The organism is Burkholderia sp. HI2500 (assembly GCF_002223055.1).
Classification (GTDB): Bacteria; Pseudomonadota; Gammaproteobacteria; order Burkholderiales; family Burkholderiaceae; genus Burkholderia.
On record NZ_NKFL01000005.1, the window covers coordinates 242516 to 269146 of the forward strand.

General features: G+C 67.4%; 29 protein-coding genes, 1 tRNA gene, 1 other RNA gene and 1 riboswitch. Of the genes, 17 read left to right on the forward strand and 14 right to left on the reverse strand.

Annotation, left to right across the window (positions count from 1 at the left end; translation table 11 throughout):
- Window positions 1-48 precede the first annotated feature (48 nt).
- On the reverse strand, window positions 49-864 hold the full coding sequence (locus CFB45_RS13935; protein ID WP_089426110.1) for an ABC transporter ATP-binding protein: 816 nt from the start codon (window positions 862-864) through the stop codon (window positions 49-51).
- Complete coding sequence (locus CFB45_RS13940; RefSeq protein ID WP_089426111.1) at window positions 861-1976, reverse strand: FecCD family ABC transporter permease; 1116 nt, start codon at window positions 1974-1976, stop codon at window positions 861-863. Before CFB45_RS13940 ends, CFB45_RS13935 begins: the two co-directional genes overlap by 4 nt.
- Window positions 1977-2018: 42 nt before the next feature.
- Window positions 2019-2269: riboswitch (cobalamin riboswitch) on the reverse strand.
- Between the two features lie 154 nt (window positions 2270-2423).
- Here CFB45_RS13940 and CFB45_RS13945 point away from each other — a divergent pair.
- From CFB45_RS13945 to CFB45_RS13965, 5 genes are all read left to right on the forward strand, one after another.
- On the forward strand, window positions 2424-2774 hold the full coding sequence (locus CFB45_RS13945) for an ATPase (RefSeq protein WP_089426112.1): 351 nt from the start codon (window positions 2424-2426) through the stop codon (window positions 2772-2774).
- Window positions 2771-3085, forward strand: a complete 315-nt coding sequence (locus tag CFB45_RS13950) for a cell division protein ZapA (RefSeq protein ID WP_011352906.1) — start codon at window positions 2771-2773, stop codon at window positions 3083-3085. Before CFB45_RS13945 ends, CFB45_RS13950 begins: the two co-directional genes overlap by 4 nt.
- 81 nt (window positions 3086-3166) lie before the next feature.
- A non-coding RNA gene (gene ssrS, locus CFB45_RS13955) (6S RNA) lies at window positions 3167-3348 on the forward strand.
- A gap of 71 nt (window positions 3349-3419) precedes the next feature.
- Entirely contained in the window at window positions 3420-3881 is a 462-nt protein-coding gene (locus CFB45_RS13960) for an EVE domain-containing protein (protein WP_089426113.1), read from the forward strand.
- A gap of 180 nt (window positions 3882-4061) precedes the next feature.
- Complete coding sequence (locus CFB45_RS13965) at window positions 4062-4802, forward strand: SIMPL domain-containing protein (protein WP_089426114.1); 741 nt, start codon at window positions 4062-4064, stop codon at window positions 4800-4802.
- 111 nt (window positions 4803-4913) lie between these two features.
- Here the strand turns inward: CFB45_RS13965 and lgt are convergent, their stop codons facing one another.
- Window positions 4914-5804: a prolipoprotein diacylglyceryl transferase gene (gene lgt, locus CFB45_RS13970; protein ID WP_089426115.1), complete on the reverse strand. Its 891-nt coding sequence runs from the start codon at window positions 5802-5804 to the stop codon at window positions 4914-4916.
- 89 nt (window positions 5805-5893) lie between these two features.
- Window positions 5894-6808, reverse strand: a complete 915-nt coding sequence (locus CFB45_RS13975; RefSeq protein ID WP_089426116.1) for a LysR substrate-binding domain-containing protein — start codon at window positions 6806-6808, stop codon at window positions 5894-5896.
- 135 nt (window positions 6809-6943) lie between these two features.
- Between CFB45_RS13975 and ilvD the strand changes: the two genes are divergently transcribed.
- Both ilvD and CFB45_RS13985 read left to right on the forward strand, forming a co-directional pair.
- Window positions 6944-8617: a dihydroxy-acid dehydratase gene (gene ilvD, locus CFB45_RS13980; protein ID WP_089426117.1), complete on the forward strand. Its 1674-nt coding sequence runs from the start codon at window positions 6944-6946 to the stop codon at window positions 8615-8617.
- Window positions 8618-8744: 127 nt separating this feature from the next.
- Window positions 8745-9071: a c-type cytochrome gene (locus tag CFB45_RS13985; RefSeq protein ID WP_089426118.1), complete on the forward strand. Its 327-nt coding sequence runs from the start codon at window positions 8745-8747 to the stop codon at window positions 9069-9071.
- 141 nt (window positions 9072-9212) lie between these two features.
- On the opposite strand, the gene CFB45_RS13990 is transcribed toward CFB45_RS13985, so the two are convergent.
- Window positions 9213-9908: a DUF2486 family protein gene (locus tag CFB45_RS13990; RefSeq protein ID WP_256978252.1), complete on the reverse strand. Its 696-nt coding sequence runs from the start codon at window positions 9906-9908 to the stop codon at window positions 9213-9215.
- On the opposite strand from CFB45_RS13990, the gene CFB45_RS39450 reads away from it, so the two are divergent.
- Window positions 9844-9987, forward strand: a complete 144-nt coding sequence (locus CFB45_RS39450; RefSeq protein ID WP_256978255.1) for a hypothetical protein — start codon at window positions 9844-9846, stop codon at window positions 9985-9987. The genes CFB45_RS13990 and CFB45_RS39450 overlap by 65 nt on opposite strands.
- Window positions 9988-9996: 9 nt before the next feature.
- Here CFB45_RS39450 and CFB45_RS13995 read toward each other — a convergent pair whose 3' ends face one another.
- Together CFB45_RS13995 and CFB45_RS14000 are read right to left on the reverse strand one after the other, a co-directional pair.
- On the reverse strand, window positions 9997-10413 hold the full coding sequence (locus CFB45_RS13995) for a DNA polymerase III subunit chi (protein ID WP_039368072.1): 417 nt from the start codon (window positions 10411-10413) through the stop codon (window positions 9997-9999).
- A gap of 34 nt (window positions 10414-10447) precedes the next feature.
- A complete protein-coding gene (locus tag CFB45_RS14000; RefSeq protein ID WP_089426120.1) occupies window positions 10448-11959 on the reverse strand; it encodes a leucyl aminopeptidase in 1512 nt (503 codons plus the stop codon).
- 122 nt (window positions 11960-12081) lie between these two features.
- Here CFB45_RS14000 and lptF point away from each other — a divergent pair, with 122 nt between their 5' ends.
- Genes lptF through CFB45_RS14015 form a run of 3 tightly spaced genes read left to right on the forward strand, consistent with a single transcriptional unit; the run spans window position 12082 to window position 14736 of the window.
- Window positions 12082-13173, forward strand: coding sequence for an LPS export ABC transporter permease LptF (lptF, locus tag CFB45_RS14005; protein ID WP_089426121.1), 1092 nt, complete (start codon window positions 12082-12084; stop codon window positions 13171-13173).
- A 3-nt stretch (window positions 13174-13176) separates the two neighbouring features.
- Window positions 13177-14325, forward strand: coding sequence for an LPS export ABC transporter permease LptG (gene lptG, locus CFB45_RS14010; protein ID WP_089426122.1), 1149 nt, complete (start codon window positions 13177-13179; stop codon window positions 14323-14325).
- Between the two features lie 27 nt (window positions 14326-14352).
- Window positions 14353-14736, forward strand: a complete 384-nt coding sequence (locus tag CFB45_RS14015; RefSeq protein WP_089426123.1) for a sirohydrochlorin chelatase — start codon at window positions 14353-14355, stop codon at window positions 14734-14736.
- Between the two features lie 81 nt (window positions 14737-14817).
- Here CFB45_RS14015 and cobA read toward each other — a convergent pair whose 3' ends face one another.
- From cobA to CFB45_RS14045, 6 genes are all read right to left on the reverse strand, one after another.
- Window positions 14818-15567, reverse strand: coding sequence for a uroporphyrinogen-III C-methyltransferase (gene cobA / locus CFB45_RS14020; protein ID WP_089426124.1), 750 nt, complete (start codon window positions 15565-15567; stop codon window positions 14818-14820).
- Between the two features lie 70 nt (window positions 15568-15637).
- Complete coding sequence (locus CFB45_RS14025) at window positions 15638-16954, reverse strand: sulfate adenylyltransferase subunit 1 (RefSeq protein WP_069248632.1); 1317 nt, start codon at window positions 16952-16954, stop codon at window positions 15638-15640.
- Window positions 16955-16976: 22 nt separating this feature from the next.
- Window positions 16977-17939 (reverse strand): sulfate adenylyltransferase subunit CysD, encoded by a 963-nt coding sequence (gene cysD, locus CFB45_RS14030; protein ID WP_034192618.1) that lies wholly within the window; start codon window positions 17937-17939, stop codon window positions 16977-16979.
- Window positions 17940-18015: 76 nt separating this feature from the next.
- A complete protein-coding gene (locus CFB45_RS14035) occupies window positions 18016-18768 on the reverse strand; it encodes a phosphoadenylyl-sulfate reductase (protein ID WP_089426125.1) in 753 nt (250 codons plus the stop codon).
- Window positions 18765-19307 (reverse strand): DUF934 domain-containing protein, encoded by a 543-nt coding sequence (locus CFB45_RS14040; protein WP_089426126.1) that lies wholly within the window; start codon window positions 19305-19307, stop codon window positions 18765-18767. Before CFB45_RS14040 ends, CFB45_RS14035 begins: the two co-directional genes overlap by 4 nt.
- 25 nt (window positions 19308-19332) lie before the next feature.
- Window positions 19333-21012 (reverse strand): nitrite/sulfite reductase, encoded by a 1680-nt coding sequence (locus CFB45_RS14045; RefSeq protein WP_089426127.1) that lies wholly within the window; start codon window positions 21010-21012, stop codon window positions 19333-19335.
- 216 nt (window positions 21013-21228) lie between these two features.
- Here CFB45_RS14045 and CFB45_RS14050 point away from each other — a divergent pair, with 216 nt between their 5' ends.
- The 4 genes from CFB45_RS14050 to CFB45_RS39010 all read left to right on the forward strand — a co-directional run bounded on the left by CFB45_RS14050 (window position 21229) and on the right by CFB45_RS39010 (window position 23888).
- Entirely contained in the window at window positions 21229-22170 is a 942-nt protein-coding gene (locus CFB45_RS14050) for a CysB family HTH-type transcriptional regulator (protein ID WP_046544612.1), read from the forward strand.
- A 64-nt stretch (window positions 22171-22234) separates the two neighbouring features.
- Window positions 22235-23392 (forward strand): ABC transporter substrate-binding protein, encoded by a 1158-nt coding sequence (locus CFB45_RS14055; protein ID WP_089426128.1) that lies wholly within the window; start codon window positions 22235-22237, stop codon window positions 23390-23392.
- 96 nt (window positions 23393-23488) lie between these two features.
- Window positions 23489-23573: transfer RNA gene (locus CFB45_RS14060), tRNA-Leu, on the forward strand.
- Window positions 23574-23720: 147 nt separating this feature from the next.
- On the forward strand, window positions 23721-23888 hold the full coding sequence (locus CFB45_RS39010) for a hypothetical protein (RefSeq protein WP_179255068.1): 168 nt from the start codon (window positions 23721-23723) through the stop codon (window positions 23886-23888).
- 44 nt (window positions 23889-23932) lie between these two features.
- Here CFB45_RS39010 and CFB45_RS14065 read toward each other — a convergent pair whose 3' ends face one another.
- Entirely contained in the window at window positions 23933-24835 is a 903-nt protein-coding gene (locus tag CFB45_RS14065) for a LysR family transcriptional regulator (protein ID WP_089426129.1), read from the reverse strand.
- 117 nt (window positions 24836-24952) lie between these two features.
- On the opposite strand from CFB45_RS14065, the gene CFB45_RS14070 reads away from it, so the two are divergent.
- Together CFB45_RS14070 and CFB45_RS14075 are read left to right on the forward strand one after the other, a co-directional pair.
- Entirely contained in the window at window positions 24953-25690 is a 738-nt protein-coding gene (locus CFB45_RS14070; protein WP_089426130.1) for an SDR family oxidoreductase, read from the forward strand.
- 40 nt (window positions 25691-25730) lie between these two features.
- A complete protein-coding gene (locus CFB45_RS14075) occupies window positions 25731-26630 on the forward strand; it encodes an SDR family oxidoreductase (protein WP_089426131.1) in 900 nt (299 codons plus the stop codon).
- Window position 26631: the final 1 nt, after the last annotated feature.

The following is a 26631-nucleotide window of genomic DNA, read 5'->3' on the forward strand; positions in this document are numbered from 1 at the left end:
AAGCCGTGTCGTTGGCGCGGTGTGCGCCGCGCATCGGAAAAGAAAAGGTCATTGTCGCTCGGGCCACGCCGGCAGCAGCGCATCGCGGCCGTTCTCGCGGATCAGCACGAGCGGATAGCCGAACGCATCGCTCGCGCGCTCGGGCGTCAGCACGTCGTGCACGGGGCCGGCCCACGCATGGCCGCGGCCGTCGAGCAACAGCGCATGCGTCGCGAAACGCCGCGCGAGATTCAGATCATGGCACGAGAACAGCACCGTGCGCGGGCCCGCGTCGAGCCATGCGGCCAGCGCGGTCAGGCAATCGATCTGGTGATGCAGGTCGAGATGCGCGAGCGGCTCGTCGAGCAGCATCAACGGTGCGTCCTGGCACAGCGTCGCGGCCAGCGCGACGCGCTGCCGCTCGCCGCCCGACAGCGACAGCACGTCACGCGACGCGAGCGCGGTCAGGTCGAACGTCGCCAGCGCGTCGCGCGCGGCCGCGTGGTCGCCGTCGCGTTCCCAACCCCAGCCGCCGAGATACGGAAAGCGGTTGAGCAGCACCGTGTCGAACACGGTCGCGCTGAATGCGTCGTGCAATTGCTGCGGCATCAGCGCGCGACGCTGCGCGAGCTGCTCGGGTGGCCATGCGGCAAGCGGCCGGTCGTCGATCTCGACGTGTCCGCCGGCCGGCGGCTGCAGCCCCGCGAGTGTCGCGAGCAGCGTCGTCTTGCCCGCGCCGTTCGGCCCGGCGACGCACCAGATCTCGCCGGGCCGAAACACCTGGGTGAAGCCGTCGAGCAGCGTACGCGCGCCGGCCTTCAGCGTCAGGCCGACGGCCGCGTAGTTCAAGTCGCCGGCCGTGGCGTGCAGTGCGGCCCCCGTCATCGCATCGGTCTCCTCAACAACATCCACAGGAACACCGGCACGCCGATCAGCGCGGTCATCACGCCGACCGGCAGTTGCGCGGGCGCGATCACGGTGCGTGCGAGCAGGTCGGCCGCCATCACGCCGCCGCCGCCCGCGAGCATCGCGGCGGGCAGCAGCATTCGCTGGTCGTTGCCGAAGGCGAGCCGCAGCGCATGCGGCACGACGAGGCCGACGAAACCGATCGTGCCGGCCGTCGTCACCGCGGCTGCGGCGGCCAGCGACGCGATGAGATAGATCCGCACGCGCAGGCGCGCAACGGGCACGCCGAGCGCGAGTGCGGTCGCGTCGCCGCGCAGCAGCACGTTCAGTTGCGGCGCGACCGGCAGCGCGACGCAGGCGGCCAGCAACAGCGCCCCCCACGCGAACCACGGCGCGGCCACGCCGTTCAGGTCGCCGGTCAGCCAGAAGATGATCCCGCGCAGCCGTGCGTCGGGTGCAAGCGACAGCAGCAGCGTGACGAGCGCGCCCCACCCGGCCGCGATCACGACGCCGGTGAGCAGCAAACGCGGCGACGCGTCGCGCGAATCGCCGCGCCCCAGCTCGCGGCGTGCGAGACCGAGCACGAGGGCGACCGACACGAGCGAACCGGCGAACGCCGACGCATCGACGAGCCACCACGCGCCACCCGCGATCATCGCGACGAGCGCGAAGCCGGCCGCGCCGCCCGACACGCCGAGCACGTACGGCTCCGCGAGCGGATTGCGCAACAGTACCTGCAGCAGTGCGCCGGCCAGCGCGAGCAGCGCGCCGCATGCGAAGCCCGCGAGCGCGCGTGGCAGGCGCAGCGTGCGGACGATATCGGCGAACAGCGCGTCGCCGCCATGCGGCACGAGCGACGCGAGCGCCTGCCATGGCGACATCGGCACGCTGCCGATCGACAGCGACGCGACGAACAGCAGCGCGACTGCCGCAGCCAGCGCGGCCCAGATCGCGGTGGCGCGCGCGGCGCTCATGCCGCGCACGGCGCCGCACACGACGTGCGGCACACCCGCTTGCGGCAGCGGACCGGTCGTGATTTGAGCGTCGCGCGGACGATTGGGGTCAGCATCGAAGAAGATTCCGTGAAGCATTGCGCGCCCCGCCTCCCCGCAGGCCGCGCGTCACGAAGCCCGTGCGGGCTCCCCGTCTCGGCCGGTATCCGGGCTGGCGGCGGTCCGGCTCGCCTTCCCGCGCGATGACGCGCAGTGGCCCGCGTCCGCATGCAGGATCTGCACGCGAAACGCGCCCGAGCCGGCCTGCGTCACGAGACGCGGCCGCTTACCGTTGCGGGGGCAGCGCAGGTTGGCGGGCTTCCGGCACCCGCGCCCTGCTTCCCGTTTAACCGCGCGTTCCACGCGCGAGCACCGAGGCGGCGCCAGTTTAGGAGCGGGTCGCGCGAGCGTCAAGGAAGCCTCCGGACACGCACGGGACGCGCTGATTCGCGGCAAGAAGCAGGGGTGTTACGACTGGAAACGTTACAGATGTCGGATTGCGCGTTATTCCGCGCTAAAATGCTGGGTCTTTAGAGGACGCAGCAAATGCTCAACGAACTCGAAACCCTATCTCAAAATATTGGCCGTCTGATTTCGCTGAACAAGCGCTATCACGCGGAACGGCTCGCGCTCGAGGAGCAGGTCGCGCAATTGCGCGCGGATGCGGACGCTGTCCGCACGGAACTCGCGCAACTGCGCGATGAACGCAATGCGCTTGCGGCCGAGCGTGACACGCTGTCGGCAAAGATCGACGACGCCCAGGTGAAACTGAACGCGATTCTCGAAAAGCTGCCGCGCTCGAAAAATGCGGAGCAAGCCGACAACCAGCTCGACCTGCTGGATGCGCAGGCGCGTACGGATGGCGATGACGCGGCCAGCCATGGAGAACATGCATGAGCACCAAGCAGATCGAAGTCTCGATTCTCGGCCAGGCCTATCGGCTCGCCTGCTCGGCCGAGACCGAAGCGGCGCTGCTCGAAGCGGTCGCACGCGTCGACGCCGAAATGTCGAAAATCCGCTCGAACAGCTCGGTACGCGGCACCGATCGCATCGCCGTGATGGCGGCGCTGTCGCTCGCGTCCGAATTGCTGCGGCTGCAAACGAGCGTGCGGCACGGTGAAGCATTTCCGGCGGAGGAAATCCGTCGTACAATGCACCAGATGAACGAACAGCTCGGCGCGGTGCTCGCACAGCACGAGACGCAGTAACGTTTTAATCGATGCGTCGATTCCCCTTGATCTCGGCGATCAACGGTGGTCAAATTGGCGCATCGAATCACAGTTCAGTCAGCTTCCCTGCCTGGTTCGCCAAGGTCATATATTCCTTGAACCAATGCCATGTGCACGGTTGCGGAAATTTGTAGCACGGGCGCGCGCGTCACTCTGTCTGATGTACCCGAAGTGCTGCTAACTGCGACCAATTCTGAACCTCAGGTTCAGGATGCCGGCCTAGCGGCCAAGGCGGGGGCCTATCCAACGGCATCGGGCGAAGCCCGGTGCCGTTTTCTTTTGTAGCAGCCTCTTTCTGCGTCGATCACGATCCATGCAATACTGGCTGATGAAGTCCGAACCGGACGAAGCAAGCATCGACGATCTCGCCAACGCACCGCAGCGCACGCTGCCGTGGACCGGCGTGCGCAACTATCAGGCGCGCAATTTCATGCGCGACACGATGAAGATCGGCGACGGCGTGCTGTTCTATCACTCGAGCTGCCCCGAGCCGGGCATCGCGGGCCTCGCCGAAGTGTCGTCGACGCCCTACCCCGACCCCACGCAGTTCGATCCGAAAAGCCCCTATTACGACCCGAAGTCGACTCAGGAAGCGCCGCGCTGGCTGCTCGTCGACGTGCGCTACGTGAAAAAATCACCGCTCGTGCCGCTTGCGGCGCTGCGCGAACACGACGAACTCGCCGACATGCGCGTGCTCGCGCGCGGCAACCGGCTGTCGATCACGCCGGTCACGCGCGCCGAATGGCGCTTCATCACCGAAAAGCTGATGAAGTAGGCGCACGCCAAAGGTCAAATCCGGTCAGTCCGCACTGCCGCAACGGAACTCGCGGCACTGTCGCGCGGCCTAAGCAACCGCTGTCGGCCGATCAGGCCGGCTGTCGTTTTTTCGTCGCGCGGTACGCCCGCGTCGTGCACGCGCAATCCGCGTGCACGCCCTCGCACAAGGAGTCCAACAATGACCAAGAAATCCGCACTCGCGCTGTCGCTCGCCCTTGCCGCCGCCGTTCCCGCCGCGCTGACGCTCGCGTCGACCGCCGCGCACGCGCAAACCGCGAACCCGCACTTTCCGGAGCCGGCAGGCGTGCTGTCGCTGTCGTCGCAGGCCAGCGCGGACGTGCCGCAGGACATCATCCACATCACGCTGTTCTACGAGCAGCAGGCCAAGGATCCGGGCAGCCTCACCGCGCAGTTGAACCAGCGCGCCGATGCAGCGCTGTCGCAGGCCAAGGGCGTATCGGGCGTCACCGCACACACGGGCGCCTTCTCCGTGTACCCGAGCACCGATCGTGACGGCAAGATCTCCGCATGGCGCGGTCGTACGGAAGTGGCGCTCGAATCGCGCGATTTCGCTGCCGCGTCGAAGCTTGCGGGCCAGCTGTCGAACCTGATGCAGGTCGCGAACGTCGAGTTCTCGCTGTCGCCCGAAGCGCAGCGCGCGGCCGAGCAAAAGCTGACGACCGAAGCGATCAAGTCGTTCCGCGCCCGCGCCGACGAAGCCGCGAAGGCATTCGGTTACGGCAGCTACACGATCCGCGACGTGAACGTCGGCGGCGGCCGCAACGTACAGCCGTACCCGCGCATGATGGCGATGGCCGCGGCGCCGATGGACAGCGCGAAGATGAGCGCGCCGATCGCGGTCGAAGGCGGCAAGGCCACCGTGTCGGTCACCGTCAACGGCTCCGTGCAGATGAAGTAACGCGCAGCGCACGGCAGTCCGAAATGAAAAACGCCGGCCCGAGGGCCGGCGTTTTGCGTTGACCTGCAGGGCGCCGATGCACGCGCCGATCGCACGTGCATCGACATCGCATCACGCAGCGGCATGCGCCGCGCGGCGGCGATACGCCCAGACCATCAGCGCGACACCCGCGAGAATCATCGGCAGCGACAGCCACTGCCCCATCGACAGGCCGAGCGCGAGCAGGCCGAGGAAGTCGTCGGGCTCGCGCGCGAACTCGACCGTGAAGCGTGCGAGGCCGTAGCCGATCAGGAACAGCGCGGACACGGCGCCCATCGGCCGCGACTTGCGCGCGAAGAAGAACAGCGCGAAGAACAGCGCGATGCCTTCGAGCGCGATTTCATAGAGCTGCGAAGGATGGCGCGGCAGCAGCTGGTATTGCATGAACACGTCGGCAAGATGCCACTTCTCGACGAGCTCCGGATGCTTCGGCAACCATGCCGCATCGTCGCGCATCGCGCCCGGGAACAGCATCGCCCACGGTGCCGAAGGATCGGTCACGCGGCCCCACAGCTCACCGTTGATGAAGTTGCCGAGCCGGCCGGCCGCGAGCCCCGTCGGCACCATCGGCGCGACGAAGTCGGTGACCTGCAGCCAGTGGCGCTTGCGCTGCCACGCGAACAGCATCATCGCGAGCGTCACGCCGAGGAAGCCGCCGTGAAACGACATGCCGCCTTCCCACACCTTGAATACGTCGAGCGGATGCGAGAAGTAGAAATCGGCCTTGTAGAACAGCACATAGCCGAGCCGGCCGCCGAGCACGGTGCCGAGCACGCCGTAGAACATCATGTCGTCGATGTCCTTTGCGGTCCAGCCCTGCGCCGCGACGTGCGGCAGCTTCAGCCGGATCCGGCCGACGACGATCGCCGCGATGAAGCCGACGAGATACATGAGCCCGTACCAGCGCACGGCCAGCGGCCCGAGATGGATCGCAACGGGGTCGAAATTCGGGTGAATGATCATGGGTTAGCGAAGAAGTTTTCGAATGCGGTACGGCCGTCGCAAACGCGCCGCACCGCGCGTTGGACGGCACCGGCGCGTCATCGTTCACGTCACGTGGCGAGGCCCTGCGCGCGCACGACGTCGATGAAGCCGGCCAGCACGGGGCTCACGTCACCGGTGCGCCACACGAGGCCGGTCTCGACGACCGGCGCGCGATCGGCAAGCGGCCGGTAGACCACGCCGGTGCGCCGCAGGTTACGCAGCGATTGCGGCACCAGTGCGACGCCCATGCCGGCCGACACGAGGCTGACGATCGTCTGCATCTGGATCGCCTCCTGGCCGATGTGCGGCGTTGCCCCCGCCGCGCCGTAGCAGCCCGTAATGATGTCATAAAAGCCGGGCGCCAGACGACGCGGAAAGATCACGAGCGGCAACGCGGCAACCTCGGCGAGACGCACGGGCTCGTCTTCCGGCGCATTACTCGCCGCGGCCGGCATCGCCACCACCAGCGGCTCGCGCATGACGGGCAGGTACGACAGCCCGGCCGCGTGGCGCGGCGGCACGGGCGGAATGACGAGCCCCGCGTCGATGCGCCCCGCGACGAGCTCGTCGATCTGCACGTCGCTCGTCGCCTCCGTGAGTTGCAGCCGCACCTGCGGATAGCGCGCACCGAACGCCCGCAGCAGCGCAGGCAGCAGCCCGTAATCGGCGGTCGACACGAACGCGAGCGACAGCGAACCGGCCTCGCCGCGCGCGAGCCGTCGCGCCAGCGGCGGCAGCGCATCGGCCGCTGCAAGCAGCCGGCGCACGTCCGGCAGCAGCGCCGCCCCGACCGCCGTCAGCGCCACCGAGCGCTTGGTGCGCGCGAACAGCGCGACGCCGAGCGCATCCTCGAGCGCACGGATCGCCTGCGACAGCGGCGGCTGCGTCATCGACAGGCGTTCGGCCGCGCGGCCGAAATGGCGCTCGTCGGCGACGGTCACGAAATAGCGCCACTGGCGCAGGTCGGGAGTCGGATCGGCCATGGCTCTCTCATTCGAAAAACGACTTAATAAGCGACAAATAATATATTGGACATCCCAATCCGGACACTCCATGCTTGATTGATCCGAACCGGCGCGTCGCTCGACGGCGTTGCCCAGACAACGATGGAGTCCCCCATGGCTTACAACCGTCGCTCGAAGCACATCACGCAAGGCGTGGCCCGCTCGCCGAACCGCTCGATGTATTACGCCCTCGGCTACCAGAAGGACGATTTCGACAAGCCGATGATCGGCATCGCGAACGGCCACTCGACGATCACGCCGTGCAATTCCGGCCTGCAGCGCCTGTCGGACGCGGCCGTCGCGGCCGTGAAGGCGGCCGATGCGAACCCGCAGATCTTCGGCACGCCGACGATTTCGGACGGCATGTCGATGGGCACCGAAGGCATGAAGTACTCGCTCGTGTCGCGCGAGGTGATCGCCGACTGCATCGAGACCTGCGTGCAGGGGCAATGGATGGACGGCGTGGTGGTGGTCGGCGGCTGCGACAAGAACATGCCGGGCGGGATGATCGCGCTCGCGCGCCTGAACGTGCCGGGCATCTACGTGTATGGCGGCACGATCCGCCCCGGCAACTGGAAAGGCCGGGACCTGACGATCGTGTCGTCGTTCGAGGCGGTCGGCGAATTCACCGCGGGCCGGATGTCGCAGGAGGATTTCGAAGGCGTCGAGCAGAACGCCTGCCCGACGTCGGGGTCATGCGGCGGAATGTACACCGCGAACACGATGAGCTCGTCGTTCGAGGCGCTCGGGATGTCGCTGCTGTACTCGTCGACGATGGCGAACCCCGACCAGGAGAAGGTCGATTCGGCCGCCGAATCGGCGCGTGTGCTCGTCGAGGCCGTGAAGCGCGACCTGAAGCCGCGCGACATCATCACGAAGGAGTCGATCGAGAACGCGGTGTCGGTGATCATGGCGACGGGCGGCTCGACCAATGCAGTGCTGCACTACCTCGCGATCGCGCACGCGGCCGAGGTCGACTGGACGATCGAGGACTTCGAGCGCATCCGCAAGCGCGTGCCCGTGATCTGCGACCTGAAGCCGTCGGGCAAGTACGTCGCGACCGACCTGCACCGGGCCGGCGGGATTCCGCAGGTGTTGAAGATCCTGCTCGACGCGGAGCTGCTGCACGGCGACTGCATGACGATCACCGGCCGCACGCTCGCCGACGAGCTGAAGGACGTGCCGGGCGTGCCGCGCGCGGACCAGGACGTGATCTTCCCGATCGACCGCGCGCTGTACAAGGAAGGCCACCTCGCCATCCTGAAGGGCAATCTCGCGGAAGACGGCGCGGTCGCGAAGATCACCGGCCTGAAGAACCCGGTGATCACGGGCCCGGCACGCGTGTTCGACGACGAGCAGAGCGCGATGGATGCGATTCTCGGCGACCGGATTCGCGCCGGCGACATCCTCGTGCTGCGCTACCTCGGCCCGAAGGGCGGCCCCGGCATGCCGGAAATGCTCGCGCCGACGTCCGCGATCATCGGCAAGGGGCTCGGCGAATCGGTCGGCTTCATCACCGACGGCCGCTTCTCGGGCGGCACCTGGGGGATGGTGGTCGGCCACGTCGCGCCCGAGGCGTTCGTCGGCGGCACGATCGCGCTCGTGCAAGAGGGTGACTCGATCACGATCGACGCGCATCGGCTGCTGCTGCAGCTGAACGTCGATGATGCGGAACTCGCGCGCCGCCGCGCCGCATGGCAACAACCGGCGCCACGCTACACGCGCGGCGTGCTCGCGAAATTCGCGGCGCTCGCCCGCCCGGCGAACCAGGGCGCCGTCACGGGTTGATCCGGGCGCGTCAAGACATGCGACCCCGATAAACATGGCTGCCGGGGGAACGCGCAAAACGCGCTTTCCCTTTGCTTCTATAATGCGCGGACCATGTAGCCGGCCGTCCCCGCCGGCGGAGAACCGCATGAAACACTCGATATTGCGCGTCCTGCTCGCCACCTTGCTGATCGGCAGCGGGGCAGCGGCGCGCGCCGACCAGGCCGACGGGCTCGCGCTGGCTCAGCGCAAGAACTGCATGGCCTGCCACGCGATCGGCAAGCCGCTGATGGGCCCGTCGTTCCACGACATCGCCGGCAAGTATGCGCCGCGCGGCGACGCCGTCGATTACCTTGCCCAGTCGATCGTGAAAGGCAGCGTCGGCGTATGGGGCGGCGTGCCGATGCCCGCGAATACGCAACTGACGAACAGCGAAGCCCACACGCTCGCGCAATGGGTGCTGTCGGTGCGCTGAACCGGACGCCCGGGCCGAACGGCCAATCTGCCGGATTCCGGCGACTGGCGGGCATACCCGACTAACCCGTGCAGTGCCCCGCCGATAACTTCACCGGCCCTTACTGGATCGCACTCCGTTTTTCAGCGAAACGCCCGTTGCTTAGCCGGAATGACCGGCGCGGCGTCGTGCGATCTCTTCGTCGACCGCGTCGCGGACCCAGCCCATCACCTCGGTTTCCAGCGCCAGCGCCACTTCGCGCGTGATCTGGCCGACCAGCCAGGCCGAATGCTCATGCAGTGCGTCGCGACAGCGGGCCTCGATCGCGTCGCGCCCTTCCCCAGTCAGATAGTTTGTCAGGCGATTGCGCAGGCGCTCGGCGATGTGCTGCGCATCTTCCGGCGTCAGCCCGGCTGCAGCCTGCGCTTCAGGCTGCCGCGCAGCGACTGGTACGACGGCCTCCGGCAGGTGCGCTTCACGCGCATGCGCCACCGCCTCATGCGCCACCGCTGCGAACGCGGGTAGCGGCACATCGGCGTCGGCCAGCGACGATTGCAGCGGCGCGCGCATGGCCGCCGAATCTTCGGCGACCACGTGCTCCACGGCGCCGGGTTCGGCCGGCGCATCGGTCTCGCCCATCGCTGCCGCGACAGCCGTCGCCACGTCGCCCGGCAGTTCGACCGCCGGCACGTGCGGCGTCGGCACGCATTCGACCACGACGGAATCGGGGTCAAGCTCACTTTGCGCGGATTCGGCCGGCGCCGCATCTGCGGCGTGCGGCGCGACCACGTCGGTGAGCACCGGAATCGCCGCGCTGGCAGGCGGCGGCGCGTCGGGCGCCGGCGAGCGCGCCGGCACCGGCTTGCCCGGCACCAGCACGTCGGTCAGCGTCGGGATCGAGGATGAATCGGCTTCGGTCACGGGAACACTCCGTTGACGGTTGCGGCTAGCTGCCCTGCTTGTAGTTGTTCAGCGCGTAGCCGCGGTCGCGGTAGAACCGGTAGCGGTCGCGGCCCGCGGCCAGCTCGTCCGGCGCATTGCCGACCACTTCGAGCAGGCGCTCGAAGCGGGCAAACTGCGCGGGCACGGCTGCGCCGAGGTTCAGCAGCACGTGATGATGCGGCGCGCGGTCGAGATCCGCGGCCAGCACGATCGGCGTCCCGGCTGCGTGCTCGCTGTCGACACCGCAATGCGGGATGAAATCGAGCGGCGAGAACGTCCAGAGCCGCTCGTCGAGCGCGCGCAGGCGCGCGGGCTCGGCGAGCACAACGACCGGCTGCCCGGCCAGGTAGGCCTTGCGCAGCAGCCGGCACGCGTACGCGAGCGAATCGCCGACGTTCGAGTGGAAATCGATCCGCGTCATTGCCCGCGTACCCGCAGCGTCGTCAACACCGCCATCACTGGCCGGCGCGGTCGATCAGGAACTGTGCGAGCAGCGGCACCGGACGGCCCGTCGCGCCCTTCGCCGCGCCACCCTTCCATGCGGTGCCCGCGATGTCGAGGTGGGCCCACGGATAGCTCTCGGTGAAGCGCGACAGGAAGCACGCGGCCGTCACGGCGCCGGCCGGGCGCCCGCCGATGTTCGCGAGATCCGCGAAGTTCGACTTCAGCTGATCCTGGTACTCGTCGTCGAGCGGCATGCGCCATGCCGGGTCGTTCGCTTCGCGCGACGCGTCGAGCAGTTCGCCCGCGAGCGCGTCGTCCGTCGAGAACAGGCCGCTGTTGTGGCCGCCCAGCGCGATCACGCACGCGCCCGTCAGCGTGGCAACGTCGATCACGGCGGCCGGCTTGAAGCGCTCGGCATACGTGAGCGCGTCGCACAGGATCAGACGGCCTTCGGCGTCGGTGTTCAGCACCTCGATCGTCAGGCCCTTCATGCTGGTGACGATGTCGCCCGGCTTCGTCGCGTTGCCGCCCGGCATGTTCTCGCAGGTCGGCACGATCGCGACGACGTTGATCTTCAGGCCCATCTCGGCGACCGCACGCATCGTGCCCAGCACGGAACCCGCGCCGCACATGTCGTACTTCATCTCGTCCATGCCCTCGCCCGGCTTCAGCGAGATGCCGCCCGTGTCGAACGTGATGCCCTTGCCGACCAGCACGACCGGCGCGGCCTTCGCGGCGGCGCCCTGGTAGTGCAGCACGATGAACTGCGGCGGCTCGACCGACGCGCGCGCGACCGACAGGAACGAGCCCATCTTCAGCGCCTGGATCTGCTTGAGCCCGAGCACTTCCGCCTTCAGGCCCCAATCCTTCGCGATCTTCTTCGCGGTGTTGCCGAGGTAGGTCGGCGTGCAGACGTTGCCCGGCAGGTTGCCGAGGTCGCGGGTGAGATCCATCCCGTTCGCGAGCGCGACTGCCTGCTTGACCGCGACCTTCGCGGCCTTTTCGTCGGACGGATCGACGCTGAACACGACGCGCTTGAGCGTGTGCGACGCCGGCTCCGGCTTGCTCTTCATCTGCGTGAAGCGGTAGGTCTCGTTGCGCAGCGCGAGGATTGCCGCGCGCACGCCCCAGTCGGAGCTGCGCTCGTCGACCGGCAGTTGCGCGAGCGTGAACGTGACCTGGACGACCTTGGTCGCCAGCAGCGCGCGCCATGCGGCCGTCACGGCATCGTTATAGGCTTTCTGATTGAAAGCATCCTGCTTGCCGAGGCCGACCAGCAGCACGCGCGACGCGCCGATGCCCGACACTTCGTGCAGGAACAGCGTCTTGCCGCGCTTGCCGTCCATGTCGCCGGCCTTGATCACGCGCGAAACCAGCCCCTTGGTGGCCGTGTCGATATCGAGCGCCGCGCCCGACAGGGTCTGCGCCTCGAAGATGCCGAGCACGATGCAGTCGGACTTCCCGGTCAGGAACCCCTTCGCCTCGCCTTTGCTCCAATCACAGCCTTTTATGCTAAAGTCCATCGCGCTTGTCCTCGGATAAAATCTGGGCTAAGGATGAAAGCCGCAATTATCCGCTATTTTTCCCGTGGCGGCGCGAGCGCTCCACCACGCGTGCGCAGCCTCCCGCCCTCTTCTCATCAAGAATGATCTTCGAACGCTCCCTCCAGCGCGAGCTTGCGTATACGGCTGGCGCCGTGTTCATGGTGCTGCTCACGATCATGCTCACGACGATGATGATCCGCATCGTCGGCTACGCCGCGTCCGGTGAAATCGATCCGCGGGACGTCCTCGTGCTGATCGGCCTCACCGTGATCGGCTACCTCGCCGTGATGCTCGTCGTCACGCTGTTCGTGTCGATCCTGTTCGTGCTGACCCGGTGGTACCGGGACTCCGAAATGGTCGTGTGGCTCGCGTCCGGCGTGAGCCTCACGCGCCTCATCAAGCCGATCGGCGTGTTCGCCACGCCGATCATCCTGCTGATCGCCTTCTTCGCGTTCGTCGGCTGGCCGTGGTCGAACCAGCAAAGCAAGATGATCAAGGCGCGCTTCCAGCAGCGCGACGAGATCTCGCTGCTCGCGCCGGGCCAGTTCCGCGAATCGGCCTCGAACCACCGCGTGTTCTTCATCGAGAAGATGACGCCCGACCAGAGCAAGGTGCAGAACGTGTTCGTGACCTCGACCGAGAACGGCAAGGTCAACGTGGTCGTGTCGCAGACGGGGCACACGGAAACGCGCGACGGCAGCCGCTTCGTCGTCCTGGAGGACGGCCGCCGCTACGACGGCACGCCCGGCCAGCCGAACTTCAAGATCATGGAGTTCGAGCGCTATGGCGTGAAGATCACGAGCACCCCGGTCACCAACGTGCAGACCACCAACAGCACGCCGACGCCGGACCTGCTGCGCAACCCGACGAACGACAACCTCGCGGAATTCGCGTGGCGCGCGGGGCTGCCGCTGATCGCGATCAACCTGATGGTGCTCGGCATTCCGCTGTCGTACCAGAACCCGCGCCGCAGCCGCACGATCAACCTCGTGATGGCCGTGCTGATCTACCTCACGTACTCGAACCTGCTGAACGTGGTGCAGTCGCAGATCGAGCAGGGCAAGATGTCGTTCGGCGTCGGTCTCGTCGGCCTGCATCTGGTCGTCGCGGCGATCGTCGCGTTCATCTTCTGGTTGCGCGTGCGCAATCGTCCGCTGTTTACACGCGCGCTGTTCGGCCGCTCGGGAGCATGATCGATGCGGCTCTATGAAAAGTACTTCGCGCGACAGATCTACGTCACGTTCGTCTTCATCCTGTTCGCGTTCTCGGGCCTGTTCTTCTTCTTCGACCTGATCAGCGAACTGAACTCGGTCGGGCACGGCAACTACAAGTTCGGCTACGCGGTGCTGCGCGTCGCGCTGCAGACCCCGTCGCGCTTCTACGAAATCATCCCGGTCGCCGCGCTGATCAGCGCGATCTACGTGTTCGCGCAGATGGCCGCGAACTCGGAATTCACGATCTTCCGCGTATCGGGCCTCGCGACCAACCAGGCGCTGCGCTCGCTGCTGAAGATCGGCGTGCCACTCGTGATCATCACCTACCTGATCGGCGAATTCGTCGGCCCGTACGCCGACCAGCTGTCCGAACGCGTGCGGCTGCAGGCGCTCGGCGCATCGGTGTCGTCGAACTTCCAGTCGGGCGTGTGGGTGAAGGACACGCTCGCGGCCCGTGAAAACGGCGAGCAGGTCACGCGCTTCGTCAACGTCGGCAGCCTGTCGCCCGACTCGACGATCAGCAACGTGCGCATCTACGAATTCGATTCGAAATTCCAGCTGCGCAACGTGCGGATCGCGCAGACGGGCCGCTACGAGCCGCCCGGCCACTGGCTGCTGAAGGGCGTCAACGAAACCGAGCTGACGCCGATCAAGCCGATCAGCGGCCAGCCGGCCGATGCGCTGAACCCCGTGTACCGGTCGCAGCAGGTATCGCTGCCCGAATACCGGCTGCGCTCGGACCTGACGCCGCAGATCCTGTCGGTGCTGCTCGTGTCGCCGGATCGCATGTCGATCATCAACCTGTTCCGCTACATCCAGCATTTGCGCGAGAATCAGCAGGACACGCAGCGCTACGACATCGCGCTGTGGCGCAAGCTGCTGTATCCGTTCGCGGTGTTCGTGATGCTCGTGCTGTCGCTGCCGTTCGCGTACCTGCACACGCGTGCGGGCGTGGTCGGCGTGAAGGTGTTCGGCGGCATCATGCTCGGCATGAGCTTCCAGCTTCTCAATACGCTGTTCTCGCACATCGGCACGCTGAACACGTGGCCCGCGCCGCTCACCGCGGCGACGCCGGGCCTGATCTATCTCGCGCTCGGCCTGTTCGCGCTCAAGTGGGTCGACCGGCACTGAGCGCCGCGTCACGACGGAGGTTTCGACATGAGCTCGCATGGCATCGTCCTGTTCGGCCACGGCGCGCGTGACCCGCGCTGGGCCGAGCCGTTCGAACGGCTCGCCGCGCGGCTGCGCGGCGCCCCCTCCCCCGCCGCACACGTGTCGCTCGCGTTCCTCGAGCTGATGACGCCGTCGCTCGGCGACGCGGTCGCCGGGCAGGTCGCGGCCGGCTGCACGCACATCACCGTGGTGCCCGTGTTCTTCGGCCAGGGCGGCCATGTCCGCCGCGACCTGCCGCAGCTCGTCGACGCATGCCGCGCCGTGCATCCGGGTGTCGAGATCCGCTGCGCGACGGCCGTCGGCGAAGACGACGGCGTGCTCGACGCGATCGCGCGCTACTGCATCGACCAGATCGGCGACGACGCGTAAATCACGCCGTCACGGCCCACAAAGAAAAAGCGCCGGCTTCCGCCAGCGCTTTTTTCGTTTGGAACTCCAGCCGGATTCCGCTCAGGCCGCATTTCGCAGCACATCGCCCACTTTCGCCTGCCCGGCGCGCTCGGCGAACGCATCGCCGATCATCAGCAGGCTCGGTTCCGCGGGATCGAGCCACGCCTGCGCGTCGCCCGCCGCCATCTGCGCGAGCGTCAGCGTCAGCGTACGTTCGCGCGCGGTGCTGCACGCCTCGACGATCGCCACGGCCGTCGCCGGCGCACGGCCCGCGTCGATCAGCTCCTGCGCGATGCCGGGCGCGCTGTCGCGGCCCATGTAATAGACCATCGAATCGGCGCGCGCGGCTTCGCGAATCTCGTCGCTGCCCGGCGCGCGGCTGTGCGTCGCGAACGCGACGCTGCGCGACACGCCGCGCAACGTCAGCGAACGCTTCAGCGTCGCCGCCCCGGCCAGCGCCGCGGTGATGCCCGGCACGACCTCGTAGTCGATGCCGGCCGCTTCCAGCGCGCGCATCTCCTCTTCGGCGCGACCGAACAGCATCGGGTCGCCACCCTTCAGCCGCACGACGCACGCATGCTCGCGTGCCGCATCGACGATCTGCTTGTTGATGAAGTGCTGCGCGGTCGAGCGCTGCCCGCAGCGCTTGCCGACGGCAATCCGGCGCGCATGCGGCGCGTAGTCGAGCATCGCGGGCTCGACGAGCGCGTCGTGCAGCACGACGTCCGCCTGCTCGAGCAGCCGCGCGCCGCGCACCGTGATGAGGTCGGCCGCGCCCGGCCCTGCTCCGATCAGATACACCTTGCCCATGTTTGTCGCTTCGCCTTCCAGCGGGCGTCGGCTCCGGCCCGCGCCGCCGCGAAGCGGCGCGGTTGCCCGGTCACGCCGAGAACGCCCGGATCATCCCTGCGGCGACCGTGTGATGCGTCGCCTCGTCGATCAGCACGAACGCACCGGTACCCGGATGCGCGTCGTACGTGTCGCACACGATCGGCTTCTGCAGCGTCAGCGCGACGCGGCCGATGTCGTTCATCTTCAGATCGTGACGGTCGGTCGCGTGCGACAGCGTGTGCACGTCGAGCACCTGCTTGACGCCGCCGATCTTCGCGAACACCGTGCTGGTGGTCTGCTTCAGCAGGTATTTGCGCTGCGGCGACAGCGGCGTCTCGTCGAACCAGCACAGATCGGCTTCGAGCTTCTTCGCCGGCTCGACCGGCTCGGCGGACGTGACGAACATGTCGCCGCGCGACACGTCGACGTCTTCCGCGAGGCGGATCGTCACGGTCTGGCCCGCGAACGCGTGCGGCACGGACGCGGTGCCGCCCGGCACCGGCGCGACGATCTCGGCGATCGTGGCCGTGCGGTTCGACGGCAGCACGACGATCTCGTCGCCGACCTTCACTTCACCCGACTCGATCCGGCCCATGTAGCCGCGGAAATCGTCGGCCGAGCTGCCGTCCTGGCGCGCGACCCACTGCACGGGGAAGCGCAGCGCGTCGTGCGCCTGCGTCTCGACCGGCAGCGATTCGAGCACGTCGAGCAGCGGTTCGCCCGCGTACCACGGCATGCGCTCGCTCGCGCCGACGATGTTGTCGCCCTTCAGCGCCGACACCGGCACGAAGCGCACGTCGCTCAGGCCGAGCTGCTTCGCAAGCGTGACGTATGCATCGCGGATCTCGTTGAAGCGCGCTTCGCTGTAGTCGACGAGGTCCATCTTGTTGATCGCGACGATCACGTGCTGCAGCCCGAGCAGCTTGACGATCGCGCTGTGGCGCTTGGTCTGCGGCAGGAGTTGCACGACACCGTTCTCGACCGTGATGCGCGTCGCGTCGATCAACACGATCGCCGCGTGCGCGGTCGATGCGCCCGTCACCATGTTGCGCGTGTACTGCTCGTGGCCCGGCGTATCGGCGATGATGAACTTGCGCTTCGCGGTCGCGAAGTAGCGGTACGCGACGTCGATCGTGATGCCTTGCTCGCGCTCGGCTTCGAGGCCGTCGGTCAGCAGCGCGAGGTCGAGCTCGTCGCCGACCGTGCGCTTGTTTTTCGCACGCGACAGCGCGGACAGCTGGTCGGACAGCACGGCCTTGCTGTCGTACAGCAGGCGGCCGATCAGCGTGCTCTTGCCGTCGTCGACGCTGCCTGCGGTAATGAAGCGCAGCACGCCGAGGTCTTCGGTGTTCTCGATGATGCTCATGATGTGAATGTCCTCGTGTGCTTCAGAAATAACCTTGCTTCTTGCGCTGTTCCATCGCGGCTTCGGAGGCCTGGTCGTCCATCCGGGTCGCGCCGCGCTCGGTGATCTCGGTCACCGCCGTCTCGGCGATGATCTTCTCGACGTCGTCCGCGTCGCTCTCGACCGGGCACGTGCAGGAAATGTCGCCGACCGTGCGGAAGCGCACCTGCGCGAGCTCGCTCGTCTCGCCGTCACGCATCGGCGTGAGCGGCGTGACGGGCACGAGCAGCCCGTTGCGGCGCACGATCTCGCGCTGGTGCGCGTAATAGATCGACGGCAGTTCGAGGTTCTCGCGCGCGATGTACTGCCACACGTCGAGCTCGGTCCAGTTCGAGATCGGGAACACGCGCAGGTGCTCGCCCTTGTGCAGGCGGGCGTTGTACAGGCTCCACAGTTCCGGGCGCTGCGCCTTCGGATCCCACTGGCCGAATTCGTCGCGGAACGAGAAGATGCGTTCCTTCGCACGCGCCTTCTCTTCGTCGCGGCGCGCGCCGCCGATCAGCGCCGTGTAGCCGTGCTGCTCGATCGTCTCGAGCAGCGTGACGGCCTGCGCGGCATTGCGCGAATCGGTTTCGCGGCGCAGCACGACCGTGCCGCGCTTGATCGAATCCTCGACGTGGCCGACGACCAGCTCGGCGCCGAGTTCTTGCGCGCGGCGATCGCGGAAGTCGATCACTTCTTCGTAGTTGTGGCCCGTATCGATGTGCACGAGCGGGAACGGCAGCGTCGTCTTGCGGTTCGCGCCGAGGCCGAATGCCTTCAGTGCCAGATGCAGCACGACGACCGAATCCTTGCCGCCCGAGAACAACAGCGCCGGCTTGCTGCATTCGGCGACCAGTTCCCGCAGGATGTGGATCGACTCGGCTTCGAGCCAGTCGAGGTGGCCCATGCGGTTGTCGGCACCGGCGGGCGGGGCAAAGGCGGATTGCTCGAGCGTCGTGCTCATGATTTCAGTCCTTCTCTTCTGGGTTCGTGCCGCCCGCTGTCGCAGGCGGCGCAATATTCAGTTTCTTGTCAGGCTTTCAGCGCGTGGCGCCGGCAACGGCGTCCGCGGGAATCGGCGTGATCGTCGTGATGTGCAAGCCGCATTCCTTCGTATCGCGCGACTCCCACCACCAGCGGCCCGCGCGGCTGTCCTCGCCGGGACGGATCGCCCGCGTACACGGCTCGCAGCCGATGCTCGGGTAGCCGCGCGCATGCAGCGGGTTGACCGGCACGTCAAACGCCTTAAGGTACGCCCACACGTCGCTTTCCGTCCAGTCGGCGAGCGGGTTGTACTTCGCGATCCCGCGCGCTTCGTCCTGCTCTTCCTCATGCAGTTCGGCACGCGTGACCGACTGCTCGCGGCGCTGGCCCGTGACCCATGCGCCGACGTCCGCGAGCGCACGATTCAGCGGCTCGACCTTGCGGATGTGGCAGCACGACTTGCGCAGCTCGACGCTCTCGTAGAACGCGTTCAGGCCGTGCTCGGCGACGTACTGGTCGACCGCGTCCTGCTGCGGATGGAACTGCTCGATCTCGTAGCCGTAGCGCTCGCGCACGCGGTCGATCATGCCGAGCGTTTCCGCGTGCAGGCGGCCCGTGTTCAGCGAGAAGATGCCGATCCGCACGCCCTTCGACAGGATCGCATGCGTCAGCAGCATGTCTTCCGCCGCGAGGCTGCTCGCGAACTTCACCTTCTCGTGACGGGCACCGATCTGCGCGAGCAGCGCATCGAGGCGCTCGACCTTCGCGGCGAGTTCCGGCGTCAGCGCGGTGGCGGTCGTGGTGCTCATGCGCTCACCTTCGCGTCGGGCGTCGCGCCGCGGCGGCGGAACAGCGGTTCGGGCTGGTCGAACGCGCCCTGGTAACGCTGCGTGAATTCCGTGAACGCATTCAGCGCGTCGTGGATGTCCTTGTCGGCGCGCACCGCGTATGCGTCGAAGCCGCAACGCGACATGTACAGCAGCTGGTCGCGCAGCACGTCGCCGATCGCGCGCAGCTCGCCCGTCCAGCCGTGGCGCTCGCGCAGCAGGCGCGCGATGCTGTAGCCGCGGCCGTCCGCGAAGCGCGGGAAGTCGACCGCGATCAGCGAAATCGCGCCGAAATCGGCCACGAGATCGGCCGGCTCGCTGTCCGGCGCGAGCCACACGCCGAGCTCGTCCTTCGTCTTCGCGGCGACGAGCGCCGCGCGCTCGGCCTGCCACAATGCGAACGGCACCAGCACCTTGCCGGCCGGCAACGCGTCGACCGCGGGCAGTGCACCGTCTTCCGCCGCGCGCACGACCTGCCATGCATCGTCGATCACTGCGCGGTTCTTGATAATCGAAGCCATCTGCTAATTCCTTCTACCCGGTTGGTTACGCGTTCACTGCCTGGCGCGCCGCATACACGCGCTCCTTGAACGGCGCGATGCCGATGCGATCGTACGTGTCGACGAAGCGCTCGCCGTCGATGCGCGATTCGACGAACGTGTCGATCAGCTTCGCGATCACGCCGGGCACTTCCTCCGCCGAGAACGACGGCCCGATCACGCGGCCGAGGCGCGCGCCGTTCCGGCCCGTGCCCTGCTCGCCGCCGAGCGACACCTGGTACCACTCGGCGCCGTCCTTGTCGACGCCGAGGATGCCGATGTTGCCGACGTGATGGTGACCGCACGAGTTCATGCAACCGGAAATGTTCAGCGACAGGTCGCCGAGGTCGTACACATAGTCGAGATCGTCGAAACGCTGCTGGATCGCCAGCGCGATCGGGATCGACTTTGCGTTCGCGAGCGAGCAGAAGTCGCCGCCCGGGCACGCGATGATGTCGGTCAGCAGGCCGATGTTCGGCGTCGCGAAACCGGCTGCCTTCGCCTTTTCCCACAGGGCGAACAGGTCGCGTTTCTTCACGTTCGCGAGAATCAGGTTCTGCTCGTGCGACACGCGCAGCTCGCCGAACGAGTAAGCGTCGGCCCAGTCGGCCACCAGATCCATCTGCTGGTCGGTCGCGTCACCCGGCGCGATACGGTGATCCTTCAGCGACAGCGTGACGGCGGCATAGCCGGCCACCTTGTGCGGGGCAACGTTACGCTCGACCCAGCGCGCGAACGCCTTGTTCTCGAGCAGGTGCTGTTCGAACGACGCGTCGGTGTCGGCCAGCTTCTCGTAGACGGGCGGCTGGAAGTACTGCGACACGCGGTCGACTTCCGCCTGCGTGAGCGTCGACGGGCCGTCCTTCAGGTGCTGCCACTCTTCCTCGACCTGCTGCGCGAACTTCGCGGGCGACAACGCCTTCACGAGGATCTTGATGCGCGCCTTGTAGAGGTTGTCGCGGCGGCCGTAACGGTTGTACACGCGCAGCACGGCTTCGCAATAGGTGAGCAGGTGCTGCCACGGCAGGTCTTCCTTGATCACCGCGCCGATGATCGGCGTACGGCCGAGGCCGCCGCCCGCGAGGATGCTCGCGACCACTTCACCCTGCGCGTTCTTCTTCAGGTACACGCCGAGGTCGTGGATCTGCACGGCCGCACGGTCGTCCTTCGAGCCCGACACCGCGATCTTGAACTTGCGCGGCAACCATGCGAATTCGGGATGGAACGTCGACCACTGGCGCAGGATTTCCGACCACGGACGCGGATCGATCTCTTCGTCCTGCGCGACACCGGCGAACTGGTCGGCCGTGATGTTGCGGATGCAGTTGCCCGACGTCTGGATGCCGTGCATCTGCACCGACGCGAGCTTCGCGAGGATCTCGGGCGTTTCTTCCAGCTTGATCCAGTTGAACTGGATGTTCGAGCGGGTCGAGAAGTGACCGTAGCCGCGGTCGTGTTCGCGGGCGATGCGCGCCAGCATCCGGAGCTGATCGCTGCGCAGGTTGCCGTACGGAATCGCGATGCGGTGCATGTACGCGTGGCGCTGCATGTACAGGCCGTTCTGCAGGCGCAGCGGACGGAACTCTTCTTCGCTCAACTCGCCCGACAGCCGGCGGCGCACCTGATCGCGGTACTGCGCGACACGCTCGTCGACGATCGTCTGGTCGTATTGGTCGTACTGATACATTCGGGGACCCCAGGGTTTTCGTGGTGACCGCGCGACGTCCTAGCCACGTCGCGCCCGAATCTCCGTTCCGCCGCTATCGCCGGCCTTCCGCTGCCCGGCTGGATTGCTAATGACGAAAACAGATATCCATATTTGAAAAACTCCGGTGAATCGTAATAAACTCGCCTTATATTTCAAACGACTAAAAAATTCTGTTGATATGCGGAAGGGTTATAAATGAACCTGCACCAATTTCGCTTCGTGCGCGAGGCCGTCCGGCAGAATTTCAATCTCACCGAGGCCGCCAAGGCGCTCTACACGTCGCAACCGGGGGTATCGAAGGCGATCATCGAGCTCGAGGACGAGCTGGGCGTGGAGATCTTCACGCGGCACGGCAAGCGCGTGCGCTCGCTCACCGAGCCGGGCCGGATCATCCTCGCGTCGGTCGAGCGGATTCTCCAGGAGGTTGAAAGCCTTAAAAGGGTCGGAAAAGATTATGCAGCCCAGGATCAGGGCAACCTGACCATCGCCGCGACCCACACGCAGGCCCGCTACTCGCTGCCGGCCGCGATCGCCGAGTTCAAGAAGCGCTTCCCGAAGGTGCACCTGTCGATCCTGCAGGGCAGCCCGACGCAGGTGGCCGAGATGGTGATCCACGACCAGGCCGATCTCGCGATCGCCACCGAGGCGATCTCTGACTATAAAGAACTCGTGTCGCTGCCCTGCTTCCAGTGGCACCACGCGGCCGTCGTGCCGGCCGACCACCCGCTGCTCGAACGCAAGCCGGTCACCCTCGACGATCTCGCCCAGTACCCGCTGATCACGTACGACGATGCGTTCGCGGGCCGCAAGAAGATCAACCATGCGTTCGCGCTGCGCGGGCTGTCGCCGGACATCGTGCTCGAGGCGATCGACGCCGACGTGATCAAGACCTACGTCGAACTCGGCCTCGGCGTCGGCATCATGGCCGACATCGCGTTCAATCCCGAACGTGACCGCAGCCTGCGGCTGATCCCGGTCGGCCACCTGTTCGGCAGCAACGTGACGCGCGTCGCGCTCAAGCAGGGCGCTTACCTGCGCAGCTATGTGTATACGCTGGTCGAACTGCTGTCGCCGACGCTGAACCGCAAGCTGATCGAGCAGGCGCTCAAGGGCGAATCCGAATCGTACGAACTCTGAGCGGCGTGTATAACCACGGGGGCGCACATCGCGCCCCTTTTTGCTGTCCGACGGAGAATTCCGCATGACGCTTCTCGCCCTGTTGCGCCGCGCTGCCGGCGCCGCTCTCGTACTGGCCAGCGCCGCCGCGCACGCCGACCTGAAGGTCGGCGTCGACCTGTCGTCGACCGGCCCGGCGGCCGCGATCGGCATCACGAGCAAGAACGCGATCCTGATGTGGCCGAAGACGATCGCCGGGCAACCCGTGCAGGTGACGGTGCTCGACGATGCGTCCGACCCGGGCACCGCGGTGCGCAACATCCGCAAGCTGGTCGACGAGGATCACGTCGACGTGGTGGTCGGGCCGAACATCACGCCGGCCGCGCTCGCGGCGCTCGATGCGGTGGCCGCCGGGCAGACGCCGATGATCACGCTGGTCGGCTCCGGCGCGATCGTCGAGCCGCAGGAAGGCGCGCGGACCTGGGCGTTCAAGATGGCGCAGAGCGACCGCGCGATGGCCGACGTGATGACGCGCCATATGGCGAACCACGGCGTGAAGACGGTCGGCTTCATCGGCTTCGCCGACAGCTACGGCGATAGCTGGCTGAACGAGTTCACGCGCTTCGCGGACCTGCGCAAGATCCGCGTCATCGCGACCGAGCGCTTCAACCGCACCGACGCGAGCGTCACGGGCCAGGCATTGAAGCTGATCGCGGCGAAACCCGACGCGATCCTGATCGCGGGCTCGGGCACGCCGGCCGTGCTGCCGCAGCGCACGCTGATCGAGCGCGGCTACAAGGGCCCGGTCTACCAGACCCACGGGATCGCGACACCGGAATTCATCAAGCTGGGCGGCAAGGATGTCGACGGGACGCTGTTCCCGACCCAGCCGGTGGTCGTCGCGCGCACGCTGCCGGCCGATCATCCGTCCCGCAAGGCCGCGCTCGCGTTCGTCGACGCGTACGAAGCGAAGTACGGTGCCGGCACGGTCACGCAGTTCGCGGGCGACGCGGCGGGCGTCTACCCGCGCCTCGCCGACGCGGTCGGCCGCGCGCTGAAGGCCGCGCAGCCCGGCACGCCCGCGTTCCGTGCGGCGCTGCGGCGCGAGCTGGAACGTGCGCACGAGCTCGTCGTGCCGAACGGTGTCGTCAACACGAGCGACAAGGATCATGTGGGACTCGACCAGCGCGCGAGCGTGATGGGGATCGTCAAGCAGGGCCGGTTCGTCTACCTCAGTCAGTGACTTGGGCGGCCCGCAACCGGGCAGCTTGCCCGGCGGCGGGATTTCGGACATAATCCGCGTTTCGCCGCGCACCATCGCATGCGCGGCCAGGATCAAGCCCAGGTGGTGAAATTGGTAGACGCAGGGGACTCAAAATCCCCCGCCGCAAGGCGTGCCGGTTCGATTCCGGCCCTGGGCACCAGCATTCTCGCAGCGTGACGCGCTGCGCCTCCCGAAACCCGCGCAAGCTCGCCGCTTCGCGGGTTTTTTGTTTTTGCCGCCCGCGCCGCAACGCGCGCCCCGCGCAACAGTCCAAGCGGCATGAGGATGCGCGGCACGGAGGCACGCCATGTCCATGCGCACGATTTCATCCCCGCTCCGCCGCCGCGTGCTCGCCGCGGTGCTGTCGCTCATGCTGGCCGGCTGCGATGTACTGACCGCGCCGCCGGTGCCCGACTGGCCGGGCCCGCACGCGCCCTACCCGTTCCCGGACAATATTCCGCATCGCACCGAATGAGTGGACCGGAAGGCCACCGTCGGCACGTCAAGTCGAGCGCAGGCTCAGGCCATCAACGCCCGCACGAAGTCGAGAAACACGCGCACCTTCGCGGAAACGAGGTTGGACGCGTGGTGATACGCGTAGAGCGGAAACGTCTCGTCCGCCCATTCCGGCAGCAGCAGCACCAGCCGCCCGTCGGCAAGGATGTCGCGCGCATAGAGTTCCAGCAGCTGGGCAATCCCCGCGCCGCCCAGGCACGCGCCGAGCAGCATGCCCGTATCGTTGACCATCAGCCGGCCGGCGGCATCGAACGGCATCACCTCCTTGCCGCGATGGAATTCCCATTCGAACGGCCGCCCCGTCACCGGGTCGCGGATCAGCACGCAGCGATGCCCGCTCGCGAGATCCCGCGGGTGCCGCGGTTCGCCGTGGCGCGCGACATAGGCCGCCGACGCGCAGGTCAGCACGCGCGTTTCCAGCAGCAGCCGCGCACGGTATGACGATGGTTCCGGAATGCCGAACCGCACCGCCACGTCGAACCCGTCGGCGACGAGGTCGCCCATCCGGTCGCGCACGCTGATCTCGACGGACAGGTCGGGAAAGCGGTCGAGAAACTCGGCCATCTTCGGCGCCAGCACGTAGTGGCCGAAAGTCGCGTCGACGTTGACGCGCAGCCGCCCCCTGACACGCGCCTTCGACTGGCCGGCGTCGATCGCCGCATCCTCGATGCCGGCCAGCAGCGGCGCGACCGCTTCATAGAAACGCCGCCCTTCGTCGGTCAGCGTGATCGCACGGGCCGTGCGGTTGAAGATCCGGATGCCGACGCGCTCCTCCAGCCGGGCGACGGCACGGCTCACCGCCGGCTGCGTCAACCCCATCGCCTCGCCGGCGCGCGCGAAGGTGCCGGCCTCGATCACCGCCGAGAGCACGCCGATCCCGCTCAAAAGCCTGCTGTCGAATGCCATGAGACGTACTTTCAGTCATTCTTGATCTGATCATTATTCATTATTTTTATTGATCGAGGGAGCCTACATTAGTCCTGTCGCCGGAACGCACGGCACTCACGAACCAAGGAGCAGGACATGAGCACATCGGAACAGGTCGCCCTCGTCACGGGCTCGTCGCGCGGCATCGGTGCGGAAATCGCCCGCCGCCTCGCCCGCGACGGTTTCAGGGTCGTCGTGAACTATGCCGGCGGCGCCGGCCCCGCGCAGGAAGTGGTCGACGCGATCGTCGCCGGCGGCGGCACGGCCGTCGCGGTGCAGGCGGACGTCGCCGATCCGGCCGCGGTGGCCGCGCTGTTCGACACGGCCGAGCAGGCATTCGGCCGGATCGACGTCATCGTCAACAGCGCGGGCGTGATGAAGCTCGCGCCCCTCGCCGAGTTCGACGACGCCGCGTTCGACCAGACCGTCGCGATCAACCTGAAGGGCGCGTTCAACGTCAGCCGCGAAGCAGCGAAGCGCGTGCGCGACGGCGGGCGCATCGTCAACCTGACCTCGAGCGTGATCGGCATGCGCCTGCCGACCTACGGCGTGTACATCGCGACCAAGGCCGCCGTCGAGGGCATGACGCAGGTGCTCGCGCAGGAGATGCGGGGCCGCGGCATCAGCGTGAACGCCGTCGCGCCCGGGCCGGTGGCGACCGAGCTGTTCCTGCAGGGCAAGAGCGCCGAACTCGTGGACCGGATGGCGAAGGTGAACCCGCTGGAGCGGCTCGGCCAGCCCGCCGACATCGCCAGCGTCGTCGCGTTCCTCGCCGGCCCCGACGGCGCGTGGGTCAACGGCCAGGTCCTGCGTGCCAACGGCGGCATGTGCTGACCGGCCGCCTGCCACGCCCACCGCTTACCGGAGATCGGTCATGAAGGAAGTCATTCTCGTCACGGGCGCGTCCAGCGGCTTCGGCCTGCTGACGGCCCAGGCGCTCGCCCGCGCCGGGCATACCGTCTACGCGTCGATGCGCGAAAGCACCGGCCGCAACGCGCCGCGCGTCGCCGCCATCGCCGCCTACGCGCAGGAACACGGCGTCGACCTGCGCACCGTCGAGCTCGACGTCGGCGACGACGCGTCCGTTGGCGCCGCCATCGATCGCGTGATCGCGGACAACGGCCGGCTCGACGTCATCGTCCACAACGCCGGCCACATGGTGTTCGGCCCGGCCGAAGCGTTCACGCCCGAGCAGATCGGCGAGCTCTACGACATCAACGTCGTGTCGACCCAGCGCGTCAACCGCGCGGCGCTGCCGCACCTGCGCCGCCAGGGGCGCGGGCTGCTCGTCTGGGTGTCGTCGTCGTCCGCGCGCGGCGGTACGCCGCCGTTCCTCGCGCCCTACTTCGCCGCGAAGGCCGCGATGGATTCGCTCGCGGTGTCCTACGCGGCCGAACTGGCACGCTGGGGGATCGAGACGTCGATCGTCGTGCCGGGCGCGTTCACCCAGGGCACGAATCACTTCGCCCACGCGGGCAAGCCGGCCGATGCAGGCGTTCAGGCCGCCTACGTCGACGGCCCCTATGCCGGCGTCGCCGAACAGGCGCTTCAAGGCCTCGCCGCGCTCGAACCGGCAGACGCCGATGCCGGCACCGTCGCGACAGCCATTGCCGACATCGTCGCCGCCCCGGCTGGCAAGCGCCCGTACCGCGTGTTCGTCGATCCGTCGCAGGACGGCGCGGAGGAGGTGTTCCGCGTCGGCGACCGGATTCGCCGCGAGATGTTCAGGAACATCGGTCTCGCCGACCTGCTCGCGGCCCGCGTCGGCGGCTGAT

What these genes read in the sequence shown, in the direction of transcription:
- cysD (WP_034192618.1), bottom strand. Translation starts at nt 17,939, where the DNA reads ATGAGCACGACGCTCGAGCAATCCGCCTTTGCCCCGCCCGCCGGTGCC.
- CFB45_RS13965 (WP_089426114.1), top strand. Translation starts at nt 4,062, where the DNA reads ATGACCAAGAAATCCGCACTCGCGCTGTCGCTCGCCCTTGCCGCCGCC.
- CFB45_RS14025 (WP_069248632.1), bottom strand. Translation starts at nt 16,954, where the DNA reads ATGAGCATCATCGAGAACACCGAAGACCTCGGCGTGCTGCGCTTCATT.
- CFB45_RS14055 (WP_089426128.1), top strand. Translation starts at nt 22,235, where the DNA reads ATGACGCTTCTCGCCCTGTTGCGCCGCGCTGCCGGCGCCGCTCTCGTA.
- CFB45_RS14015 (WP_089426123.1), top strand. Translation starts at nt 14,353, where the DNA reads ATGAGCTCGCATGGCATCGTCCTGTTCGGCCACGGCGCGCGTGACCCG.
- CFB45_RS14075 (WP_089426131.1), top strand. Translation starts at nt 25,731, where the DNA reads ATGAAGGAAGTCATTCTCGTCACGGGCGCGTCCAGCGGCTTCGGCCTG.
- CFB45_RS13950 (WP_011352906.1), top strand. Translation starts at nt 2,771, where the DNA reads ATGAGCACCAAGCAGATCGAAGTCTCGATTCTCGGCCAGGCCTATCGG.
- CFB45_RS13945 (WP_089426112.1), top strand. Translation starts at nt 2,424, where the DNA reads ATGCTCAACGAACTCGAAACCCTATCTCAAAATATTGGCCGTCTGATT.
- CFB45_RS14035 (WP_089426125.1), bottom strand. Translation starts at nt 18,768, where the DNA reads ATGAGCACCACGACCGCCACCGCGCTGACGCCGGAACTCGCCGCGAAG.
- CFB45_RS13940 (WP_089426111.1), bottom strand. Translation starts at nt 1,976, where the DNA reads ATGCTTCACGGAATCTTCTTCGATGCTGACCCCAATCGTCCGCGCGAC.
- CFB45_RS13975 (WP_089426116.1), bottom strand. Translation starts at nt 6,808, where the DNA reads ATGGCCGATCCGACTCCCGACCTGCGCCAGTGGCGCTATTTCGTGACC.
- CFB45_RS14050 (WP_046544612.1), top strand. Translation starts at nt 21,229, where the DNA reads ATGAACCTGCACCAATTTCGCTTCGTGCGCGAGGCCGTCCGGCAGAAT.
- ilvD (WP_089426117.1), top strand. Translation starts at nt 6,944, where the DNA reads ATGGCTTACAACCGTCGCTCGAAGCACATCACGCAAGGCGTGGCCCGC.
- CFB45_RS13960 (WP_089426113.1), top strand. Translation starts at nt 3,420, where the DNA reads ATGCAATACTGGCTGATGAAGTCCGAACCGGACGAAGCAAGCATCGAC.
- cobA (WP_089426124.1), bottom strand. Translation starts at nt 15,567, where the DNA reads ATGGGCAAGGTGTATCTGATCGGAGCAGGGCCGGGCGCGGCCGACCTC.
- CFB45_RS13935 (WP_089426110.1), bottom strand. Translation starts at nt 864, where the DNA reads ATGACGGGGGCCGCACTGCACGCCACGGCCGGCGACTTGAACTACGCG.
- CFB45_RS13985 (WP_089426118.1), top strand. Translation starts at nt 8,745, where the DNA reads ATGAAACACTCGATATTGCGCGTCCTGCTCGCCACCTTGCTGATCGGC.
- CFB45_RS14070 (WP_089426130.1), top strand. Translation starts at nt 24,953, where the DNA reads ATGAGCACATCGGAACAGGTCGCCCTCGTCACGGGCTCGTCGCGCGGC.
- CFB45_RS14045 (WP_089426127.1), bottom strand. Translation starts at nt 21,012, where the DNA reads ATGTATCAGTACGACCAATACGACCAGACGATCGTCGACGAGCGTGTC.
- lptG (WP_089426122.1), top strand. Translation starts at nt 13,177, where the DNA reads ATGCGGCTCTATGAAAAGTACTTCGCGCGACAGATCTACGTCACGTTC.
- CFB45_RS39010 (WP_179255068.1), top strand. Translation starts at nt 23,721, where the DNA reads ATGTCCATGCGCACGATTTCATCCCCGCTCCGCCGCCGCGTGCTCGCC.
- lptF (WP_089426121.1), top strand. Translation starts at nt 12,082, where the DNA reads ATGATCTTCGAACGCTCCCTCCAGCGCGAGCTTGCGTATACGGCTGGC.
- CFB45_RS14065 (WP_089426129.1), bottom strand. Translation starts at nt 24,835, where the DNA reads ATGGCATTCGACAGCAGGCTTTTGAGCGGGATCGGCGTGCTCTCGGCG.
- lgt (WP_089426115.1), bottom strand. Translation starts at nt 5,804, where the DNA reads ATGATCATTCACCCGAATTTCGACCCCGTTGCGATCCATCTCGGGCCG.
- CFB45_RS14000 (WP_089426120.1), bottom strand. Translation starts at nt 11,959, where the DNA reads ATGGACTTTAGCATAAAAGGCTGTGATTGGAGCAAAGGCGAGGCGAAG.
- CFB45_RS13995 (WP_039368072.1), bottom strand. Translation starts at nt 10,413, where the DNA reads ATGACGCGGATCGATTTCCACTCGAACGTCGGCGATTCGCTCGCGTAC.
- CFB45_RS14040 (WP_089426126.1), bottom strand. Translation starts at nt 19,307, where the DNA reads ATGGCTTCGATTATCAAGAACCGCGCAGTGATCGACGATGCATGGCAG.